This is a genomic window from Rhizobium sp. GN54 (assembly GCF_021026345.1).
Lineage (GTDB): Bacteria > Pseudomonadota > Alphaproteobacteria > Rhizobiales > Rhizobiaceae > Mycoplana.
In genome coordinates this window covers 41972-61126 of the sequence record NZ_JAJNCZ010000014.1, presented here as the reverse complement: position 1 = coordinate 61126, position 19155 = coordinate 41972, and the positions used below count along the sequence as shown (strand labels likewise).

The window sequence follows — 19155 nt, the reverse complement described above, 5'->3', positions numbered from 1 at the left end:
ATGGAAGCACGCGAACGTCTGATCGTCGGACTGGACGTGCCGACGGTGACCGAGGCCGAGGAGAAAGTTCGCGCGCTCGGCGACAGCGTGCTCTTCTACAAGATCGGATACCAACTGGTCTTTGCCGGCGGACTGGAGTTCGCCCGTGACCTCGCGCAGGAGGGCAAGAAGGTCTTCCTCGACATGAAACTGCTCGACATCGACAACACGGTGGCGAAGGGCGTCGAGAACATCGCCAGGATGGGGATGTCGATGCTGACGCTGCACGCCTATCCGAAGGCGATGCGGGCGGCGGTGGAAGCGGCCAGGGGCTCCGGCCTCTGCCTGCTCGGGGTCACCGTGCTGACCTCCATGGACACGGAGGACCTGATCGAGGCCGGTTACCAGACCGATCCGCACGGGCTGGTGCTGCGCCGGGCCGAACAGGCGCGCGCCGCCGGCATGGGCGGCATCGTCTGCTCGGCCGAGGAGGCAGCCGCGGTGCGCGGCATCGTCGGAGCGGACATGGCGATCGTGACGCCCGGCATCCGGCCGGCCGGCGCCGACAAGGGCGACCAGAAGCGGGTGATGACACCGGCGCAGGCGCTGAAGGCGGGATCGAGCCATCTCGTCGTGGCGCGGCCGATCGTCAAGGCGGACGATCCGCGGGCTGCCGCAGAGGCGATCCTCGCCGAGATGGCGGGCGCGCTGACAGCATAGACAGACAGACCGAGGAGGATAGCATGGCCAAGGGATACTGGATCGCTCGCGTCGATGTTCGCGATGCCGAGCGCTATAAGGATTACGTCACGGCGGCGAAGCCGGCCTTCGAGAAATACGGCGCGACCTTCCTGGCGCGCGGCGGTGCGTTCCAGAAGCTGGAAGGCCCGGTCCGCGCCCGCAACGTCGTCATCGAGTTCCCGTCGCTGCAGGCGGCGATCGACTGCTACAATTCGCCGGAATACCAGATCGCCGCCGCCATCCGGCAGGAAGTCGCGGATGCCGAGATGGTCGTGGTCGAGGGCGTCTGACGGGGCTGCCCTGAGGCCTTCGCCGATGCGACGAGTTGCGCGCAGGAGAAGCCTTCACCTGCCCGGATCTTTGGGCTATGTAGGCCTCACCCACCTTCGCCTTTTCCAGGAGCATCCCGCATGACCCTCTCCAACCTTCCGCCACAGGTCACCGTGTTCGGCGGCTCCGGTTTTGTCGGCCGACATGTGGTAAGGGCACTGGCGAAGCGCGGATACCGCATCCGGGTCGCCGTGCGGCGGCCGGACCTGGCGGGTTTCCTGCAGCCGATCGGCGGGCTGGGCCAGATCTCCTTCGTGCAGGCAAACCTGCGCTACCGCAACAGCATCGAGCGCGCCGTCCATGACGCCGACCATGTGGTCAATTGCGTCGGCATCCTGTTCGAGAAGGGCCGCAACCGCTTCGACGCGGTGCAGGACTTCGGCGCCCGCGCCGTGGCAGAGGCGGCGCGCGCCCGCGGCGCCACGCTGACGCATATCTCGGCGATTGGCGCCGACGTGAACTCGGCTTCCGACTATGCCCGCTCCAAGGGCCGCGGCGAGGCCGGCATCCGGCAGGTCCTGCCCGAGGCGGTGATCCTGCGTCCCTCGATCATCTTCGGGCCGGAAGACGGCTTCTTCAACAAGTTCGCCAACATATCGCGCTTTGCGCCAGCCCTGCCGCTGGTCGGCGGCGGCCACACCAAGTTCCAGCCGGTCTACGTGACCGACGTGGCCGAAGCCGTGGCCCGCGCCGTCGACGGCCAGGCCGTGGGGGGCGCGACCTACGAACTCGGCGGCCCGGAAATCCTGTCCTTCCGCCAGTGTCTCGAGCTGATGCTGGATGTGATCGACCGCAAGCGGGCGCTGGTGTCCCTGCCCTTCGGCATCGCCTCCCTGATCGGCTCGCTGGCCTCGCTCGTCCCCTTCGTCGATCCGCCGCTGACGCCGGACCAGGTCAAGCTGCTGCGCTCGGACAACATCGTCTCCGACGAGGCCAAGAAGGACGGCCGCACGATCCAGGCGCTCGGGATTACGCCGGCGCTCGCCGAAGCGATCCTGCCGTCCTATCTCGTGCGCTACCGCCCGCAGGGCCAGTTCACCCGCGGCACGGCCTGAGCGGACAGGCTCCCTCCCCTCATCGCCCGACGCACCGGCGCCGGGCGGCTTTCAATGCCGGACCAGACACGACCGGGGCCGTCTGTTCACCGATGATGGCGGCTTCGCGGGCATGTGTTCGCTCCGCTCCGCCACCCACTACGTGGCCGGCAGCGAGCGCCGGCAGACGCCCCCGAAGCGGAGCGTTGCAGTTGTGCCGCAGTGAGAAAAATCAGCGCGCCATTTACGCGGGATTCAGCATGTCGGCTTATTGATGTTTCCCAGGGCGGCGCATACACACCGCCTCGCGCGACAGGGCCGCACCGGCTGACCGGCGCAGACTTCTTCCTCAGGGACTTCATAGACATGGGCAAGGCAATTGCACTCTTCTTCGGCTGCGCAGCGCTGGTGATCCTGGCGGGCTCGTTCATTGCGCCCGGCACGGTTGCCGCCGGGAAGCATGGCTGCGCGCCGGCCTATGGCGTCGATCCCTGCACCACCTCCTCGGTCGCCCGCTAACCCTTTGCCGCCAACGGAAAGGCCGGACGTTTCCGCCCGGCCTCCGTTTGTCGTCGAGGTCTTCCCTGAGCCTTTTCAGCCCCAGATCGCGAGACCGATGAGGCCCGCGATACCGACGACGATTCGCCAGATGGCGAACGGCGCAAAGCCGCGGCGCGACACGAAATCCAGCAGCGAGCGCACGACGATCAGGGCGGCAAAGAAGGCGGCGATGAAGCCCACGCCGATGATGAGGCCATCGTCCATGCTGAGCGCATCGCGGTTCTTGTAGAGATCGAGGGTGAAGGCCCCGAGCATCGTCGGCATGGCGAGGAAGAAGGAGAACTCGGCGGCCGAGCGCTTGTCAGTGCCCATCAGGAGGGCGCCGGCGATGGTGGCGCCCGAGCGCGAGGTGCCGGGGATCATCGCCAGGCACTGGAACAGGCCGATCTTGAAGGCGAGCGACGGCGGATAGTCCATGACGTCCTTGTAGCGGGGCTTCAGCGGCAGCCGATCGATGACATAGAGAATGATGCCGCCCACGATCAGGACGACGCAGATCAGTTGCGGCGTTTCGAACAGCACGGTCTTGATGAAGTCGTGGGCGAAGACGCCGATGACGGCGGCGGGCAGGAAGGCCAGCAGCACGCTCAGCACGAAACGGCGGGCGTCAGCGCTGGTCGGCAACGCGCGGGCAATCGCGATGAGCTTGCCGGTATAGACGGCGAGAATCGCCAGGATGGCACCGAGCTGGATCAGGACGGGGAAGGTATTGCCGGGGGACTTGAAGCCCAGAAAGTGTCCGGCAAGGAGGATGTGCGCCGTAGAAGACACGGGGATGAACTCGGTCAGGCCCTCGATCACTCCGAGTACGAGGGCGCTGACAATCGACTGGTCGGCCATTGAAAATCCTTGAAGAGGTGATGTTGGGAGGGAACATCACGAACCGATTCGCTTGTTTTTGCCTTGCCATCTTCCTATAGCTTTGTGTCAGGAGTCGTGAAAAGCGCAATCCGCATTTCCGGCCGGCGGCCGATCCCACTTCCTCCGACAATCACTTGAAGAAAAGCGCCTCAATGCCGACCCTCTATCATCACCCGATGTCCTCCGCCTCGCGCTTCGTCCGCCTGATCCTGAGCGAGTACGGCTACCAGACCGACCTTGCCGAGGAGCAGCCCTGGGAGAACCGGCGCGACTTCCTGGCGCTGAACCCGGCCGGCGCCCTGCCCGTCTATGTCGACGACAGCATGCGGGCGCTTTGCGGGGCGACCGTCATTTCCGAGTATGTCGACGAGACCCATGGCGTCCTGAAGCGCGACCGGCGGCTTCTGGCCGAGGACCCGTTCCAGCGCGCGGAGATCCGCCGCCTCGTCGAGTGGTTTTTGCAGAAGATGGAGCAGGACGTCACCCGGCCTTTGGTGCGCGAACGCATCTTCAAGCTGCAGATGACGCCGGACCAGGGCGGCGGACCGCCGGACAGCAAGATCCTGCGCAATTCGCGCGCCAATATCCGCCAGCACATGAAGTATCTCTCCTGGCTTGCCGGGTCGCGCACCTATCTCGCCGGCGACCGGCTGAGCTATGCGGACCTCGCCGCTGCGGCCTCCATCTCGGTGCTGGACTATCTCGGCGAAATCAGCTGGCAAGACGCGCCGCAGGCCAAGGACTGGTACCAGCGCATCAAGTCGCGTCCCGCGTTCCGGCCGCTCCTGGCCGAGCGCGTGCGCGGCGTCACCCCGGTCTCGCACTATGCGGACCTCGACTTCTGAGGCGGAAGCCATGTCCGTCGCCGCCGACACCGAGACGCGAAGCGAACGGCAGCGGGAGAAGCTCAGGGCGTTCCTGCTTTCGGAGGCGCGCGACAAGGGGTTCGACGCCTGCCAGGTGACGCACCCCGACGCGATCCCCGAGGCACCCGCGCGGCTGCAGGCGTTCCTCGCCGCCGGCTGCCACGGCACCATGGAGTGGATGGAAGAGACGCGGGCGCGCCGCGGCGATCCGCGCGTGCTGTGGAGCGACGTCCGTTCGATCGTGCTGTTCGGCATGAACTACGGACCGGACGAGGATCCGCGCGCGGTGCTTGCCAAGCGCGACCGTGCGGCGATCTCGGTCTATGCGCGCAACCGCGACTACCACGACGTCATCAAGGGCCGGCTGAAGGAGATCGCCACCCGCTTTGCCGCGCGCGCCGGCGCCGACGTGAAGGTCTTCGTCGACACGGCGCCGGTGATGGAGAAGCCGCTGGCGATGCAGGCGGGCCTCGGCTGGCAGGGCAAGCATACCAATATCGTCAGCCGCGAATTCGGCTCCTGGCTCTTCCTCGGCAGCCTGTTCACCACCGCCGAGCTCGGCGCGGACGCGCCGGAGCGCGACCATTGCGGCACCTGCCGGGCCTGCCTCGACGCCTGCCCGACCGACGCCTTCCCGGCGCCCTACAGGATCGATGCGCGGCGCTGCATCTCCTATCTGACGATCGAGCACAAGGGATCGATCGATCCCGCCCTGCGCCCGCTGATCGGCAACCGCATCTATGGCTGCGACGACTGCCTTGCCGCCTGTCCCTGGAACAAGTTCGCAGCCACCGCCGCCGAAATGAAGTTCCATGCCCGCGACGACCTGCGGGAGCCGCCGATCGCGGAGCTGCTCGCACTCGACGACGCGGCCTTCCGTGCGCATTTCTCCGGCTCGCCGGTCAAGCGGATCGGCCGTGACCGGTTCGTGCGCAACGTGCTGATCGCGGCCGGAAACAGCGGCGAGGCCGGGCTCGTGCCGACCTGTCTTCGGCTTGCCGGCGACCCCTCGCCGACCGTGCGCGGCATGGCTGTGTGGGCGCTGTCGAGGCTGATGGCGAAGGCCGATTTCCAGGCTTTCGCTCGCGGTGCTGCGCGGGAACCCGACGCCGAGGTGCGGGCGGAATATGACATTGCGATGGAGGTTGCCTGATGCGGCTGTTGGTTCTGGGGGCCGGCTTTTCCGGCCGGGCGATCGCCGAAACGTTCCGCGCGGCCGGCTATGCGGTTGCCGGGACGACGCGCTCGCAGGAGAAGGCGGCCGCGCTCGACGCCCGCGGCATCGAGGCGATCCTCTATGACGGCGAGACCATCTCCGATGCCCTGCGGGGAGAGATGCGACAGGCGACGCATCTGGTGCAGTCGATCGCGCCGGGCAAGAGCGGCGACCCGCTCTTTCGCGACGGGGCGGCTCCGATCGCCGACCTCATGCCGCGCCTGCGATGGGCGGGCTACCTGTCCACCGTCGGCGTCTATGGCGACCACAAGGGCGGCTGGGTGGACGAGGACACGCCGATCCATCCGGTCTCGGCGCGCTCGGTGGAGCGGATGGAGGCCGAGGGCAAGTGGCTTTCCTTTTCCGGGACGAGCGGCATCCCTGTCTCCGTGCTCCGGCTCGCCGGCATCTACGGGCCCGGGCGCAACGCGCTTCGCAACGTCGCCGAAGGCACCGCGCGGCGGCTCGTCAAGAAGGACCAGGTGTTCAATCGCATCCGCGTCGAGGATATCGGCGCGGCCGCCCTCTTCCTGGCCGGAAAAGGGCATGGCGGGGTGTTCAACATCACCGATCACGAGCCGGGGCCGCCGCAGGACGTGGTCGCCGAGGCTGCCCGGCTGATGGGGGCCGAAATGCCGCCGGAGATCCCCTTCGAGACGGCCGAACTCTCTGCCATGGCGCGCTCCTTCTACGGCGAAAACAAGCGCGTCTCGAACGCCAGAATCCGCTCCCTCGGCTTTGCCTTTCGCTACCCCGACTACCGCATGTCGCTGGCACAAATGTGGGCGGACGACGACTGGCGGGGCTGACAGGGCCGGAGTGGTTAACGAGAGGTTACCCGAAGAGGCTGATACTCGCCAAAGTTTCGTCAATTTTCCGCGATCTATGCGCGAAATCACCTCGCGACAAATGGGCTTTGGCGTAGTCTTTTCGGTCTAGACGCAACTTTTTTTCAGCTTTTTCGCTGTCCGCGACCGAAAATTCCACGCCTGTCAAGTTTTCAAGACAAGCACTGATTCCAAAGGCGTTTTCCGGACGCGCCTGCGATTTCATCAATATAGACAGCATTCTATGTAAACTCATTCGAATACCTTTGCGAAATATTCGGGGCTGGACATGGCCCTTTTTCGCCATCTTTCGTCCCAATAGACAGACCTGTCGGAAGAAACTGGACATCAGCACTGAGGGGTCACCATGTCTATCAAGTCCTCTACTGCGGCTCTCGCCGCACTCATCATCGCTGCGCCCGTTGCCTTCGCATCCAGCGCCGAAGCTGCCGGCTGCGGCGGGGCATCGTGGTACGCGCTCACATCGAAAACCGCTTCGGGCGAGCGCATGAACCCGGCCAAGCTGACGGCCGCACACAAGACGTTGCGCTTCGGCACCAAGATCAAGGTCACCAACTCCCGCAACGGCAAGAGCGTCATCGTGCGCATCAATGATCGCGGCCCGTTCATCCGTGGCAGGGTGCTGGACCTATCCAAGGCGGCCGCCTCGGAGATCGGCATGATCCGTTCGGGCCACGCCAAGGTCTGTTACCAGATCCTCGCCAGCTGAAACCGCGCCAGCCTATTTGACGCCCGCCCGCTTGCTCTTGCCGCCCATCGCCGCTACCACGGCGGAAACTGGAGTTGAGCAATGCGATTGGGTGGACGGCTCGCGGGAGCCATCGAGGTTCTGGCTGACATAGAGACGCGCAAGCGCCCCGTCGCCGATGCGCTCAAGGACTGGGGCCTCGCCCACCGCTTTGCCGGATCCGGCGACCGCGCGGCGATCGGCAACATCGTCTACGACGCGCTGCGGATGAAGCTGTCGCATGCCTATCTGATGGACGACGACAGCCCGGCCTCGCTCGGGCTCGGCGTGATGCTGCGCCAATGGGGCTTTACGCCCGAGAGCCTGGAAAAGGAACTTGCGGACGACAAGTTCGCCCCGCCGCTGCCCACCGATCGGCTGAAAGCCTATTCCTCCCGCCGCCTCGAAGACGCGCCCCTGCACGTGCAGGGCGATATCCCCGAATGGGTGCAGGCTTCCTTCGAAGAAAATTTCTCCGACGACTGGCTGGCCGAGGCCAAGGCGCTGACCGGGCGGCCAACGCTGGACCTGCGCGCCAACACATTGAAGGCATCGCGCGCGAAAGTGCTGAAGGCGCTCGAGCGCGGCGGCGCCGAACCGGCGAAGATCGCCCGCAACGGCATCCGCATCCCCGCCGGCGAAGGCCCGTCGCGGCTGCCGAACGTCACAGCCGAGCTTTCCTTCCAGAAGGGCTGGTTCGAGGTGCAGGACGAGGGCTCCCAGATCGTCGCCGACCTCGTCTTCGCCCAGGAAGGCGAGCAGGTGCTCGACTTCTGCGCCGGCGGCGGCGGCAAGACGCTCGCCATGTCCGCCGCCATGAACAACAAGGGCCAGGTGCACGCCTACGACGCCGACCGCAAGCGGCTGGCGCCGATCATCGAGCGCCTGAAGCGCGCCGGCACCCGCAACGTGCAGGTTCATGACGACCTTTCCTCGCTTTCGCCGTTTGCCGGCCGGTTCGACCGGGTGCTGGTCGACGCGCCCTGCACCGGCACCGGCACCTGGCGGCGGCGGCCGGACACCAAGTGGCGGCTGACGGACAAGAACCTCGAGGAACGCCTGGCGCAGCAGGAAGAGGCGCTGGCGAGCGCTGCCACCTTCGTCCGTCCCGGCGGCTACCTCCTGTACGTCACCTGTTCAGTGCTGCCGGAGGAAAACGAGAACCAAGTCTACAGCTTCTGCGAGGACAATTCCGAATTCGAGATCCTGTCGGCGGCGGAAGCCTGGGAAGAGCTTTTCGGCACCGACAAGCCGCAGCCCTGGTCGGCCGACATGAAGACGGTGACGCTGACGCCGGCCTCGACCGGGACGGACGGCTTCTTCTTCTGCGCGATGGAGCGCAAGGCCTAAAGCCCGCGACGGATCTGACAGCCACGTCCGCCGCAGCGGCCGCAGTTGCAAGTATCGAACAGTTCTAAACTATACGCTTTGACACCAGTTTGTTTTTGCGCGAAGAGAATCCCGCCTGAATACTTCCATCGCCCGGCTTCGGGCGACGTCCCGGCCAATCATTCGCCCGACAGGAGAGGGGCACCGGGAAGGTTATGAACTCTAGTGGGACCCCAGGAGACAACATGAAGACCTCCTTCCTTCGCGCGGCCGTGCTGGCACTCTCGACCGCGACCTGCGCGCTCGCCGTCCAGCCGGCGCTCGCCGCCACCGACGAGGCAGCCGTCGTCAAGCACTATGTCGATGTCGCCCATGCCAAGTTTTCCGACTCGCTTGCGACCGCCAGGGAGCTTTCCGCCGCCGTCGACGCGCTGATCGCCAGCCCGACCGACGAGACGCTGGCGGCCGCCCGCGCCGCCTGGATTAAGGCCCGCGTGCCCTATCAGCAGACCGAGGTCTACCGCTTCGGCAACGCCGCCGTCGACGAGTGGGAAGGCAAGGTCAACGCCTGGCCGCTGGACGAGGGCCTGATCGACTATGTCGACGCCGGCTACGGCACCGAGAGCGACGAGAATTCGCTGTTCGTCGCCAATGTGATCGCCAACCCCGCGATCAAGATCGACGGCAAGGACATCGACGCGAGCAACATCACGCCGGACTTCCTGGCAGGCACCCTGCAGGAGGCCGGCGGCGTCGAGGCAAACGTGGCGACCGGCTACCACGCGATCGAATTCCTGCTGTGGGGCCAGGACCTGAACGGCACCGGCAAGGGCGCCGGCAACCGCCCGGCGACGGACTTCGACACCAAGAACTGCACGGGCGGCAATTGCGACCGCCGCGTCGCCTATCTGAAGGCCGCGACCGACCTGCTCGTGACCGACCTGGAGGAGATGGTCGCCGAGTGGGCGCCCGAGGGCGGCGCCGCCAAGACCGTCAGCGCCGACACGAAGGCCGGCATCTCGGCGATCCTGACCGGCATGGGCTCGCTCTCCTATGGCGAACTGGCCGGCGAGCGCATGAAGCTCGGCCTGCTGCTGCACGATCCGGAAGAGGAGCACGACTGCTTCTCCGACAACACCTACAATTCGCACTATTACGACGCGCTGGGCATCCAGAGCGCCTATACCGGCGAATATATCCGCCCCGACGGCACCAAGCTGACCGGCCCGTCGCTTTCCGAACTGGTCGCCGCCAAGGATGCGGCGCTGGACAGCGAAGTGAAGGGCAAGCTCGACACGACGATCGCCGCCATGCAGGCCATGGTGAAGCGTGGCGAGACGATCGAGGCCTACGACCAGATGATCGGCGAAGGCAATGCGGAGGGCAATGCCGTCGTGCAGGCGGCGATCGACGGGCTCGTGGCCCAGACCAAGTCCTTCGAGCGCGTGATCTCGGCACTGGAACTCGGCAAGATCGAGCTTGAAGGTTCCGACAGCCTGGATAATCCTAACGCGGTCTTCCAGTAAGAATGCAAAGGCGGGCCGCGCTCCCTCGAACGCGGCCCGGTCCCGACATGAAGAGAGCGCGTTCCAAAAGCCTGCTGCCCGCGCTCGGGGGCGTGCTGCTGTTGCTTGCCGCGGGCGCTGCCGGAAGCGAGCCCCTGCCGGGTAGCGAAGGCCGCGCCGACCTTTCCGACAAGGACAGGGCGCGGGTGGAAGCGGTGACCCGGCCCACGACGGAATTCTCCAGGGCGGAACAGTATGAGGCGATGTCCGGCGGTGCGGCGACCTCGACGGCCGCCGTCAACGCCGACAGCTTCTCGCATTTCTCCGAAAATCTGACCTTCCAGCAGGAAGAGGGCTTCAAGCTCGGCAACGCGCTGTTTCGCAAGGTATGGGTCTCCTCGCCCTCCTCCACCCAGGCTTCCGACGGGCTGGGGCCGCTGTTCAATTCGCGCGCCTGCCAGAACTGCCACCTGAAGGACGGGCGCGGGCATCCGCCGCAAGCCAGCGACGACACCAGCACCACCTTCCTGCGCCTCGCCCGCCCGCCGGCGAACGCGGCGGAACAGGGAAGGCTCGACGCGCTGGACGTGCCGAACTTCCCCGACCCCGTCTATGGCGGCCAGTTGCAGGACTTCGCCGTCCCCGGCCTTGCCGCCGAGGGCCGGATGCGGGTCGAGTGGTCGGAGGAGCCCGTGCGGCTTGCGGGTGGCGAGACGGTCTTCCTGCGCCGGCCGCGCTACAGCGTCGGCGAACTTGCCTATGGCGCAATGGACCCGGGAACGACGATCTCGCCGCGGATGACGCCGCCGATGATCGGTCTCGGGCTGGTCGAGGCGATCCACGAGGCCGATATCATGGCACTGGCCGACCCGGAGGATGCGGACGGCGACGGCATCAGCGGCAAGGCGGCGTTGGTGCGCGATCCCGAAACCGGCCAACTGGCGCTCGGCCGCTTCGGCTGGAAGGCGCAGAACGCCACCGTGCGCCGGCAGACGGCCGAGGCCTTTGCCAACGACATCGGCATTTCCAATCCGCTCGCCCCGGCAAGCCACGGCGACTGCACGGCGGCACAGACGGCCTGCCTCGCCATGCCGGACGGGGTGCAGAAACGTCTTGGCGACACCGAGGCACCCGATCCGGTGCTCGACCTCGTCACCTTCTACGCCGAGAACCTCGCCGTTCCCGCCAGGCGCAAGGCGAGCTTCGAGGAGACGCTGGCCGGCAAGAAGCTGTTCTACGAGGCCGGCTGCACCGCCTGCCACACGCCGAAGTTCGTCACCCGCCGCGATGCCCGCGACAAGGCACAATCCTTCCAGCTTATCTGGCCCTATTCCGATTTCCTGCTGCACGACATGGGCGAGGGGCTGGCCGACGGGCAGAAGGTGGGGCTCGCCGACGGACGGGAGTGGCGCACGCCGCCGCTCTGGGGTATCGGGCTGACCGAGACTGTCAGCGGCCACACCTTCTTCCTGCATGACGGGCGCGCGCGCAACCTGACCGAAGCCATCCTCTGGCACGGCGGCGAGGCGCAGGCCGCGCGGGACCGATTTGCCGACCTGGAAGCCGCTGACCGGGCCGCGCTTCTGACTTTCCTGGAGTCCCTATGATGCTTTCCCTGCTGCGTTCCAGACTTCGCTCCGCCCTTTTCGGCCTGACGCTTCTTCCCGCGGTGACGATCGGGGCCGTACCGGGATCGGCACAGGATGCCAATCCGCTGCCGCCCGTCGTGCTCACCGAAGAGGCGATCTCGGCGGTCATGACCCGCGCCGTCGACGAGGTGATCCGGCCGGGCTATCGCGACATGCACGCCTCGGCGACCCGGCTTGCGGATGCGGTCTCGGCCTATTGCGCCGCGCCCTCCCCCGATACGAAGGCCGCCGCCCATGCCGCCTTCGACGACACGGTGGCCAAATGGTCCTTCATCGAGATCGTGCGCGACGGGCCGGTGCTGCAGGAGAACCGCTTCGAACGCATCCTGTTCTATCCCGACCGCAAGAGCACCGGGCTGAAGCAGGTTCAGGCGCTGCTGGTCAAGAAGGACGAGAAGGACACCGAGGCGGCCGCACTGCCGGGCAAGAGCGTCGCCGTGCAGGGGCTGGGTGCGCTGGAATACGTGCTCTACGGGACCGACGCCGAAGCCCTCGATGCCCGGAAGGACAGTTTCCGCTGCCGCTACGGCGCGGCGGTGGCGAAGAACATCGCCGCGACCGCAGCATCGCTCAGCGCCGACTGGGAGAAGCCGGACGGCGTGCAGCGCGACTGGAAGCATCCGGGCCCCGACAATCCCGCCTTCCGCGACGGGAAAGAGGCGATCACGGCCCTGCTCGGGATCCTCGTCCACGGCGCCGAGGCGGTACGCGACCAGCGGATCGAGGCGTTCTACAAGGGCGAGGATGCCCCTGCCCGCCCGAAATCGGCGATCTACTGGCGATCCGGCAACACCTGGAACGCGATCAAGGGCAATCTCGACGGGCTGCGAACGTTGTTTGCCAAGTCCGGGATGGAGCAACTGCTGGACCCGGCGGAGGCCTCGATCGCCGGTTCGGTCGAATTCGTCATCGCCTCGCTGACGCGCGTGGTGGCGAAGATCGATCCGGACATCGAAAAGGCCGTGAGCGAACCGTCCGAGCGCCACAAGATGGACTTTCTCATCGTCAACGCGCGCGACCTCGTGCTGCGGTTCAGCGACCAGTATGGCGGGGCCATCGGGCTTGGCGCCGGGTTCTCGTTTGCCGACGGCGATTGAGCGGCACCATGGGGCAGGATCGAAAAAGAGCCCGGCGATGAAGACATCCCTTCTCGACCGCCGCAGCTTCATCAAGATGGCGGGCGCCGCCTGGGCCACGACGATTGCGCCCGCCTCGCTGCAGGCGCTGGGGAGGACGGACGCCGTCTTCGCCTCCGGTTTCATGGCCCGCGACGGCGGCTTCGGCCTCGCCACCGTTGCCGAAGACGGAACGGTCATCGAGAAGGTGGCGCTGCCGGCCAGAAGCCACGGCCTGGCGTACAGTCCGGCAAACGGTCGCGCCGTCACCTTCGCCCGCAGGCCCGGCACCTTCGCGCTGATCTTCGACACGAGACGTAGCCACGAACCCGTCGTCATCCATGCGGGCGAGGACCGGCACTTCTTCGGCCATGGCAGCTTCTCGCCGGACGGGCGGCTGCTCTACGCCAGCGAGAACGATTTCGAAGCCAACCGCGGCGTCATCGGCCTCTATGACGCGACGGACGGCTACCGAAGGATCGGCGAATTCGACACATACGGGATCGGCACGCACGACATGACCGTCTCCGACGACGGACGCCTGCTGATCGTCGCCAATGGCGGCATCGAGACGCATCCGGATTTCGGCCGCACCAAGCTGAACCTCGACCACATGGAACCGTCGCTGGCACTCGTCGACGCGGCCACCGGCGCGCTGATCGAACGGCATGCGCTGCCGCCTTCGCTGCGGCAGCTCTCCACCCGCCACGTCGACATCGATGCCAAGGGCCGGGTGTGGTTCGCCTGCCAATACGAGGGACCGCGCAACGACCTGCCGCCGCTGGCCGGCCACTTCGCGAAAGGCGAGGACATCCGTTTCCTGGATCTTCCCGACGCGACGACAATGCGGCTCGCCAACTATGTCGGCGCCATCGCCGTCAATCGCGCCCAGGGGCTCCTCGGGCTGACCTCGCCCAAGGGCGGCCTTGCGGTCACGATCGACGCTGCGAGCGGGCGCGTGCTCGGCGAGCGGCGGGTGGACGACGCGGCGGGGATCGCGCCTTCTCCGCACGGTTTTTCCGTCTCCTCCTATGACGGGCGGTTCGACGGCAGCACGGCCGATCTCGCCTGGGACCAGCACATCATCCGTCTCGGGAAGCTCTGAGAGCTCACACCGCGCCGGCGTCGCGGGCGATCAGCAGGTGGAGGTCGCGCCAGGCATAGGCCACCTGCTCGTAGCGATGCCCGCCGATGCCGACAAAGCCGGTCTCGACCGGTGCGGCGCCCAGGCGCTCGTAGAAGGCGCGGTTCGGATTGGTGGACAGCACCCAGGCCAGAAGCGTTACCGTTCCGCCTTCGACCATCCAGCGGGCAACCGCGCGCACCAGCGCCTCACCGATGCCGAGCCCCTGATAGGCGGGCAGGACGTAGAGCGCATAGATCTCGCCCACCGGCGTCGGCGTCGCGTAGCGCGCCGGTCCGAAATTGGCGAAGCCGACGAGTTCGCCCGTCCGGCGATCGATCGCGACGAAATGGCCGACGCCCAGCGAATTGCGCCGTTCCATGTGGCGGAGCGCCTGCTCGGCCGGCGACATGCGGTCGAGGAAGCCGTCATCGAGAAGCCCCCGGAAGGTGGCCCTCCAGGTTTCGACGAGCACCCGGCCGATGGCGAAGACGTCGGCTGTCCGGCCCTTTCTGATCTCGATGCCAGCATCCATGGAGAATATGTAGTGCGACGCCCCGCTCCTGCAATGCTCGCGCGGCCGGACAACGGGCCTGCAGCCTTGAGTGTCCCGGTCAATTGATGTCTTGCAGCATGGCCGCGCGCATGCGAGGGTTCCAGCCCTGTCGCAATGCACCATGCGAACCGAACGAGAGACATGACCGACCTTCCGCCAGCGGATTTCCGTGAACGCATCACCTCCAGCTTCCAGCGGCAGGCGGCCATGCGGCTGATCGGCGCCCAGCTGACGCGGACCGAGCACGGCACGGTGGAGATCGAGCTGCCTTTCGACGAGAAGCTGACGCAGCAGCACGGCTTCCTGCATGCGGGCGTCATCTCGGCGGCACTCGACACGGCCTGCACCTATGCCGCCTACACGATCATCGAGCCGGCGGCCTCGCTGCTGACGATCGAGTTCAAGGTCAACCTGATGTCGCCCGGGCGGGGCGAGTGGTTTCTCTTTCGCGGCGAGGTGACGAAGCCGGGCTCCAACATCATCGTCGCCGACGGCCGCGCCTATTCGGTCGGCGACGGCCCGGCAAAGCTGATCGCCTCGATGACGGGGACGATGATGGTGATGCGCGGCCGCGAGGACGTCGCCGGATGAGCCAGGAACCGATGCCCTATACGCTCAAGCAGATGGGCGGGAAGCGACTGCTCTACGTGATGGCGGTGGATGCCGAGTACGGCGAGCACCTGCGCGCCCGGATCACGCCGATGATGACCGGCATCGGCCCGGTCGAGGCGGCGGTGCAGGTGACGCGGGCACTGGCCCGTCTGGAGGCCCGCGACCGCCTGCCGGACCTCGTCGTCTCGCTCGGCTCGGCCGGATCCGCGCGCCTGGAGCAGACGGGCGTCTACCAGGCGTCCTCCGTCTCCTACCGCGACATGGACGCCTCGCCGCTGGGCTTCGAGAAGGGGGCCACACCGCTTCTCGACCTGCCCGTCGTCGTGCCGATGACGCTTGAGGTTCCGGGGATCGCGACGGCCCGCCTTTCGACCGGGGCGAACATCGTCTCGGGCGCCGCCTATGACGGCATCGATGCCGACATGGTGGAGATGGAGACCTTTGCCGTGCTGCGCGCCTGCCAGGCCTTCGGTGTTCCATTGATCGGCCTGCGTGGCATTTCCGACGGCAAGGCGGAACTGACGCATGTCTCCGACTGGACGGAATATCTGCATGTCATCGACCGGAAGCTGGCCGATGCGGTGGCACAGCTGGAACAGGCCGTGAGCGACGGCGCGCTCGCCCTCTGAAACCAACCTGCACTGATATTGACCGATTGCGCCGGACCCCGTTGCGCCCTGCGGCAAATTTCATTAAAGGCTCGCCATGACCCAGACAGCTCATCCCGACAGCATTCTCATCATCGATTTCGGCAGCCAGGTGACGCAGCTGATCGCGCGGCGCATCCGCGAATCCGGCGTCTACTGCGAAATCCATCCCTTCCAGAGCGCGGCTGCTGCTTTCGACAAGATGCAGCCGAAGGGCGTGATCTTCTCCGGCGGGCCGGCCTCGGTCACGACCGAAGGCAGCCCCCGCGCCCCGCAGGCGGTGTTCGATGCGGGCGTGCCGATCCTCGGCATCTGCTACGGCCAGCAGACGCTGGCAACGCAGCTCGGCGGCGTCGTCGAGGGCGGCCATGCGGCCGAGTTCGGCCGCGCCGACGTCGAGATCAGGAAAGCGAGCCCACTGTTCGACGGTTTCTGGACCGTCGGCGAACGCTATCCCGTCTGGATGAGCCATGGCGACCGCGTCACGCAGCTTCCCGAAGGCTTCGAGGTCGTCGCCACCTCCGAGAACGCGCCCTGTGCGATCGCCGTGCACGAGGGTCGCCGCTACTACACGACGATGTTCCATCCGGAAGTGATGCACACGCCGGACGGCGCCAAGCTGCTCGCCAATTTCGTGCACAAGATCGTCGGGCTGAAGTCCGACTGGACGATGGCCGCCTACCGGGCCGAGATGATCCGCAAGATCAGGGAACAGGTGGGCAGCGAACGCGTGATCTGCGGCCTGTCCGGCGGCGTCGACAGCTCCGTCGCAGCCGTGCTGATCCATGAGGCGATCGGCGACCAGCTGACCTGCATCTACGTCGACCACGGCCTGATGCGGATGGGCGAGAGCGAGCAGGTCGTCGGCATGTTCCGCGACCACTACAATATCCCGCTGGTGCACGTGGACGCCTCCGACCTGTTCCTCACCGAGCTTGCCGGCGTCAGCGACCCGGAAGTCAAGCGCAAGACAATCGGCCGCCTGTTCATCGAAGTGTTCGAGGCCGAGGCCGGCAAGATCGCAGCCGACGGCAAGGGCGTGCCGAAATTCCTGGCGCAGGGCACGCTCTATCCCGACGTCATCGAGAGCGTATCCTTCTCCGGCGGCCCGTCCGTGACGATCAAGAGCCACCACAATGTCGGCGGCCTGCCCGAGCGCATGAACATGAAGCTCGTCGAGCCCTTGCGCGAACTGTTCAAGGACGAAGTGCGCGCGCTCGGTCGCGAGCTCGGCCTGCCGGAGAGCTTCATCGGCCGCCATCCCTTCCCGGGCCCGGGCCTCGCCATCCGCTGCCCCGGCGCCGTCACCCGCGAGAAGCTCGACATCCTGCGCAAGGCGGATGCGATCTATCTGGACGAAATCCGCAAGGCGGGCCTCTACGATACGATCTGGCAGGCCTTTGCGGTGCTGCTCCCGGTCCAGACGGTCGGCGTCATGGGCGACTACCGCACCTACGACTTCGTCTGCGCGCTGCGCGCGGTCACGTCGGTCGACGGCATGACAGCGGATTTCTATCCCTACGACATGGCCTTCCTCGGCCGCACCGCCACCCGCATCATCAACGAAGTCCGCGGCATCAACCGCGTCGTCTACGACGTGACGAGCAAGCCGCCCGGCACCATCGAGTGGGAGTGAGCGGGAGCCGGCGGCGGTCGGCGGATCCGCCGTTGCGTTTTCGCTGGGGGCCCGGCAAGCACCCTTCCGACTTCAGCGGGTGGCACGTGCAAGGTCAGAAGGCGGTTCGCAAAACTCGACCAGCAACTCTGTGAGCACCCGCACCTTCCGTGCAGGATGCTGCCCCGGCGGGCGGACGACATAGACGCCTGCCAAAGGCGGCGGATGGCGCGTCATGACCGGCACAAGCGCGCCGGAGGCCCGATGTTCGCGGGTGAGCCAATCGGGAAGATAGGCGATGCCGAGGCCTGCCACCGCGGCTGCGACGAGAGCCGTGCCGTTGTCAGCCTTGAAGCGCCCCCGCGGATGAACCGTGACGACCTTGTCGCCATCGGTCAGCTGCCAGGATTCCGTTCCCTGCATGAGCGCCTGATGGGCGGCGAGTTCCTCCGGCGTCTCGGGTGAACCGTGCGCTTCGATATAGAGCGGGCTTGCGACGAGCCTTCCGTAGATCGGCCCGACGCGTCTTGCGATCAGGTTCGAGTCCTGGAGGTGGCCGAGCCGGATCGCACAATCGAAACCCTCCGTGACGAGGTCGACGAAACGGTCGCTGTAATCGGCATGGATGTGGAGCTGCGGGTGGCGTCGCGCCATTTCCGCGAGCATGGGCGCGAAGTGCGTCAGCCCGAAGGAAAGCGGCACGGCTACGCGCAAGCGGCCACGAAGCTCGCCGGCGGGCAGGATCATTTCCCGGGCCACATCGATCTCGGCGAAGGCCCTGGCCGCATGGTCGCGGAACAGGATCCCTGCCTCCGTCAGAGCGGCGCCGCGGGTGGTTCGCGCCAGAAGCTGGACGCCGAGTTCCGCTTCAAGCCGGGCAAGCCTCCGGCTGACGATCGACTTGGAGACGCCGAGCCGGCGCGCAGCGGGGGAAACGCCCCCGGCATCGGCAACCTCCACGAATGTCCGCAGCTCTTCGATATCCAAATCAGCGTTCCTCGTTTTGCGACACAGCGTAGCACCCAAGACCGGTACCGCATCTTTGGCGGGAATGACAATGTCGGCCCCGGCAGCGTCGCAGTCGGCGCATGTCTCCCCGCACGACCAACCTCACCCGAAACGGTAGCATAGGGATTTGACAATGACTTTTCGCAACGGTCTCGCTTCGCTTCTTCGTCCCGAAGACTCGGTCCTGGTCCTGATCGACCACCAGCCTTTCCAGCTCACGAACCTGAACAGCCACGACCCGCATATGGCGGTCAACAATGCGGCGGCTCTGGCGAAGGCCGCCAAGGCCTTTGACGTACCGACCATCCTGACCAGCGTGATCGCCGACCGGGGCGGCCTCATCTTCCCGCAGATCACCGATGTCTTCCCGGGCCAGGAAGTCATCGACCGGACCTTCATCAACACCTGGGAAGACCAGAAGGTCGTCGATGTCGTCAAGGCGACGGGCCGCAAGCAGCTGATCATCGCAGGCCTCTATACGGAGATCTGCGTCGCGATGCCGGCGATCCAGGCTGCCGGCGAAGGCTGGGACGTGACGGTGATCACGGATGCCTGCGGCGGCGTGTCGGTCGAAGCCCATCAGGTGGCGATCCAGCGCATGATCGCAGCCGGCTGCAACATGATGACGTGGCTGGCGCTGGCATCCGAATGGCAGCGCGACCATGCGCGGACCAAGACCGGCGCCGCATTCGTCGATATCCTCAAGGAGCATATGGCCGGCAGCGGCATCGCGTTCCTGTGGGAGCAGCAATTGCTCAACACGCCGGTGCCGACCAGCCAAGGCTGATCCGGGCTGGGATGACGAGACCCTGTCGAGTTTCGTCATCCCCTTT

At 66.4% G+C, this 19155-nt stretch carries 20 protein-coding genes; 17 read left to right on the top strand and 3 right to left on the bottom strand.

The window, feature by feature from the left end; all coding sequences use genetic code 11:
- The 4 genes from pyrF (at nt 1) to LQK81_RS24245 (ending at nt 2603) form a co-directional block, all read left to right on the top strand.
- Entirely contained in the window at nt 1-699 is a 699-nt protein-coding gene (gene pyrF / locus LQK81_RS24260) for an orotidine-5'-phosphate decarboxylase (RefSeq protein ID WP_230808991.1), read from the top strand.
- A gap of 23 nt (nt 700-722) precedes the next feature.
- A complete protein-coding gene (locus LQK81_RS24255; protein WP_230808990.1) occupies nt 723-1010 on the top strand; it encodes a DUF1330 domain-containing protein in 288 nt (95 codons plus the stop codon).
- 120 nt (nt 1011-1130) lie between these two features.
- The gene (locus LQK81_RS24250) at nt 1131-2105 is read left to right on the top strand and encodes a complex I NDUFA9 subunit family protein (protein WP_230808989.1); all 975 of its coding nucleotides are present in this window, start codon (nt 1131-1133) and stop codon (nt 2103-2105) included.
- 345 nt (nt 2106-2450) lie between these two features.
- A complete protein-coding gene (locus tag LQK81_RS24245; RefSeq protein WP_230808988.1) occupies nt 2451-2603 on the top strand; it encodes a hypothetical protein in 153 nt (50 codons plus the stop codon).
- 75 nt (nt 2604-2678) lie between these two features.
- Here the strand turns inward: LQK81_RS24245 and LQK81_RS24240 are convergent, their stop codons facing one another.
- A complete protein-coding gene (locus LQK81_RS24240) occupies nt 2679-3485 on the bottom strand; it encodes an undecaprenyl-diphosphate phosphatase (RefSeq protein ID WP_230808987.1) in 807 nt (268 codons plus the stop codon).
- A 173-nt stretch (nt 3486-3658) separates the two neighbouring features.
- Between LQK81_RS24240 and LQK81_RS24235 the strand changes: the two genes are divergently transcribed.
- From LQK81_RS24235 to LQK81_RS24195, 9 genes are all read left to right on the top strand, one after another.
- Nucleotides 3659-4351, top strand: coding sequence for a glutathione S-transferase family protein (locus tag LQK81_RS24235; protein WP_230808986.1), 693 nt, complete (start codon nt 3659-3661; stop codon nt 4349-4351).
- Between the two features lie 10 nt (nt 4352-4361).
- The gene (gene queG, locus LQK81_RS24230) at nt 4362-5525 is read left to right on the top strand and encodes a tRNA epoxyqueuosine(34) reductase QueG (RefSeq protein WP_230808985.1); all 1164 of its coding nucleotides are present in this window, start codon (nt 4362-4364) and stop codon (nt 5523-5525) included.
- On the top strand, nt 5525-6397 hold the full coding sequence (locus LQK81_RS24225) for an SDR family oxidoreductase (protein ID WP_230808984.1): 873 nt from the start codon (nt 5525-5527) through the stop codon (nt 6395-6397). The genes queG and LQK81_RS24225 overlap by 1 nt, the downstream gene beginning before the upstream one ends.
- Before the next feature lie 385 nt (nt 6398-6782).
- Nucleotides 6783-7145 carry a septal ring lytic transglycosylase RlpA family protein gene (locus tag LQK81_RS24220; protein ID WP_230808983.1) on the top strand — a complete coding sequence of 121 codons (363 nt, stop codon included), beginning with the start codon at nt 6783-6785 and terminating at the stop codon, nt 7143-7145.
- 81 nt (nt 7146-7226) lie between these two features.
- Nucleotides 7227-8513, top strand: a complete 1287-nt coding sequence (locus LQK81_RS24215; RefSeq protein ID WP_230808982.1) for an RsmB/NOP family class I SAM-dependent RNA methyltransferase — start codon at nt 7227-7229, stop codon at nt 8511-8513.
- A gap of 224 nt (nt 8514-8737) precedes the next feature.
- Nucleotides 8738-10018, top strand: a complete 1281-nt coding sequence (locus LQK81_RS24210; RefSeq protein WP_230808981.1) for an imelysin family protein — start codon at nt 8738-8740, stop codon at nt 10016-10018.
- A gap of 47 nt (nt 10019-10065) precedes the next feature.
- On the top strand, nt 10066-11604 hold the full coding sequence (locus LQK81_RS24205) for a di-heme oxidoreductase family protein (protein WP_230808980.1): 1539 nt from the start codon (nt 10066-10068) through the stop codon (nt 11602-11604).
- Entirely contained in the window at nt 11604-12743 is a 1140-nt protein-coding gene (locus LQK81_RS24200; protein WP_230808979.1) for an imelysin family protein, read from the top strand. Before LQK81_RS24205 ends, LQK81_RS24200 begins: the two co-directional genes overlap by 1 nt.
- A 37-nt stretch (nt 12744-12780) precedes the next feature.
- On the top strand, nt 12781-13866 hold the full coding sequence (locus LQK81_RS24195) for a DUF1513 domain-containing protein (protein ID WP_230808978.1): 1086 nt from the start codon (nt 12781-12783) through the stop codon (nt 13864-13866).
- Nucleotides 13867-13870: 4 nt separating this feature from the next.
- Here LQK81_RS24195 and LQK81_RS24190 read toward each other — a convergent pair whose 3' ends face one another.
- A complete protein-coding gene (locus LQK81_RS24190; RefSeq protein ID WP_230808977.1) occupies nt 13871-14419 on the bottom strand; it encodes a GNAT family N-acetyltransferase in 549 nt (182 codons plus the stop codon).
- Between the two features lie 162 nt (nt 14420-14581).
- Here LQK81_RS24190 and LQK81_RS24185 point away from each other — a divergent pair, with 162 nt between their 5' ends.
- The 3 genes from LQK81_RS24185 to guaA all read left to right on the top strand — a co-directional run bounded on the left by LQK81_RS24185 (nt 14582) and on the right by guaA (nt 17335).
- On the top strand, nt 14582-15031 hold the full coding sequence (locus tag LQK81_RS24185; protein ID WP_230808976.1) for a PaaI family thioesterase: 450 nt from the start codon (nt 14582-14584) through the stop codon (nt 15029-15031).
- Nucleotides 15032-15042: 11 nt separating this feature from the next.
- A complete protein-coding gene (locus LQK81_RS24180) occupies nt 15043-15681 on the top strand; it encodes a 5'-methylthioadenosine/S-adenosylhomocysteine nucleosidase (RefSeq protein WP_230809027.1) in 639 nt (212 codons plus the stop codon).
- A gap of 76 nt (nt 15682-15757) precedes the next feature.
- Nucleotides 15758-17335: a glutamine-hydrolyzing GMP synthase gene (gene guaA / locus LQK81_RS24175; RefSeq protein WP_230808975.1), complete on the top strand. Its 1578-nt coding sequence runs from the start codon at nt 15758-15760 to the stop codon at nt 17333-17335.
- Nucleotides 17336-17407: 72 nt separating this feature from the next.
- On the opposite strand, the gene LQK81_RS24170 is transcribed toward guaA, so the two are convergent.
- Nucleotides 17408-18301 (bottom strand): LysR family transcriptional regulator, encoded by an 894-nt coding sequence (locus tag LQK81_RS24170; RefSeq protein ID WP_230808974.1) that lies wholly within the window; start codon nt 18299-18301, stop codon nt 17408-17410.
- Nucleotides 18302-18455: 154 nt separating this feature from the next.
- Here LQK81_RS24170 and LQK81_RS24165 point away from each other — a divergent pair, with 154 nt between their 5' ends.
- Nucleotides 18456-19109, top strand: coding sequence for an isochorismatase family protein (locus LQK81_RS24165; protein ID WP_230808973.1), 654 nt, complete (start codon nt 18456-18458; stop codon nt 19107-19109).
- Nucleotides 19110-19155: the final 46 nt, after the last annotated feature.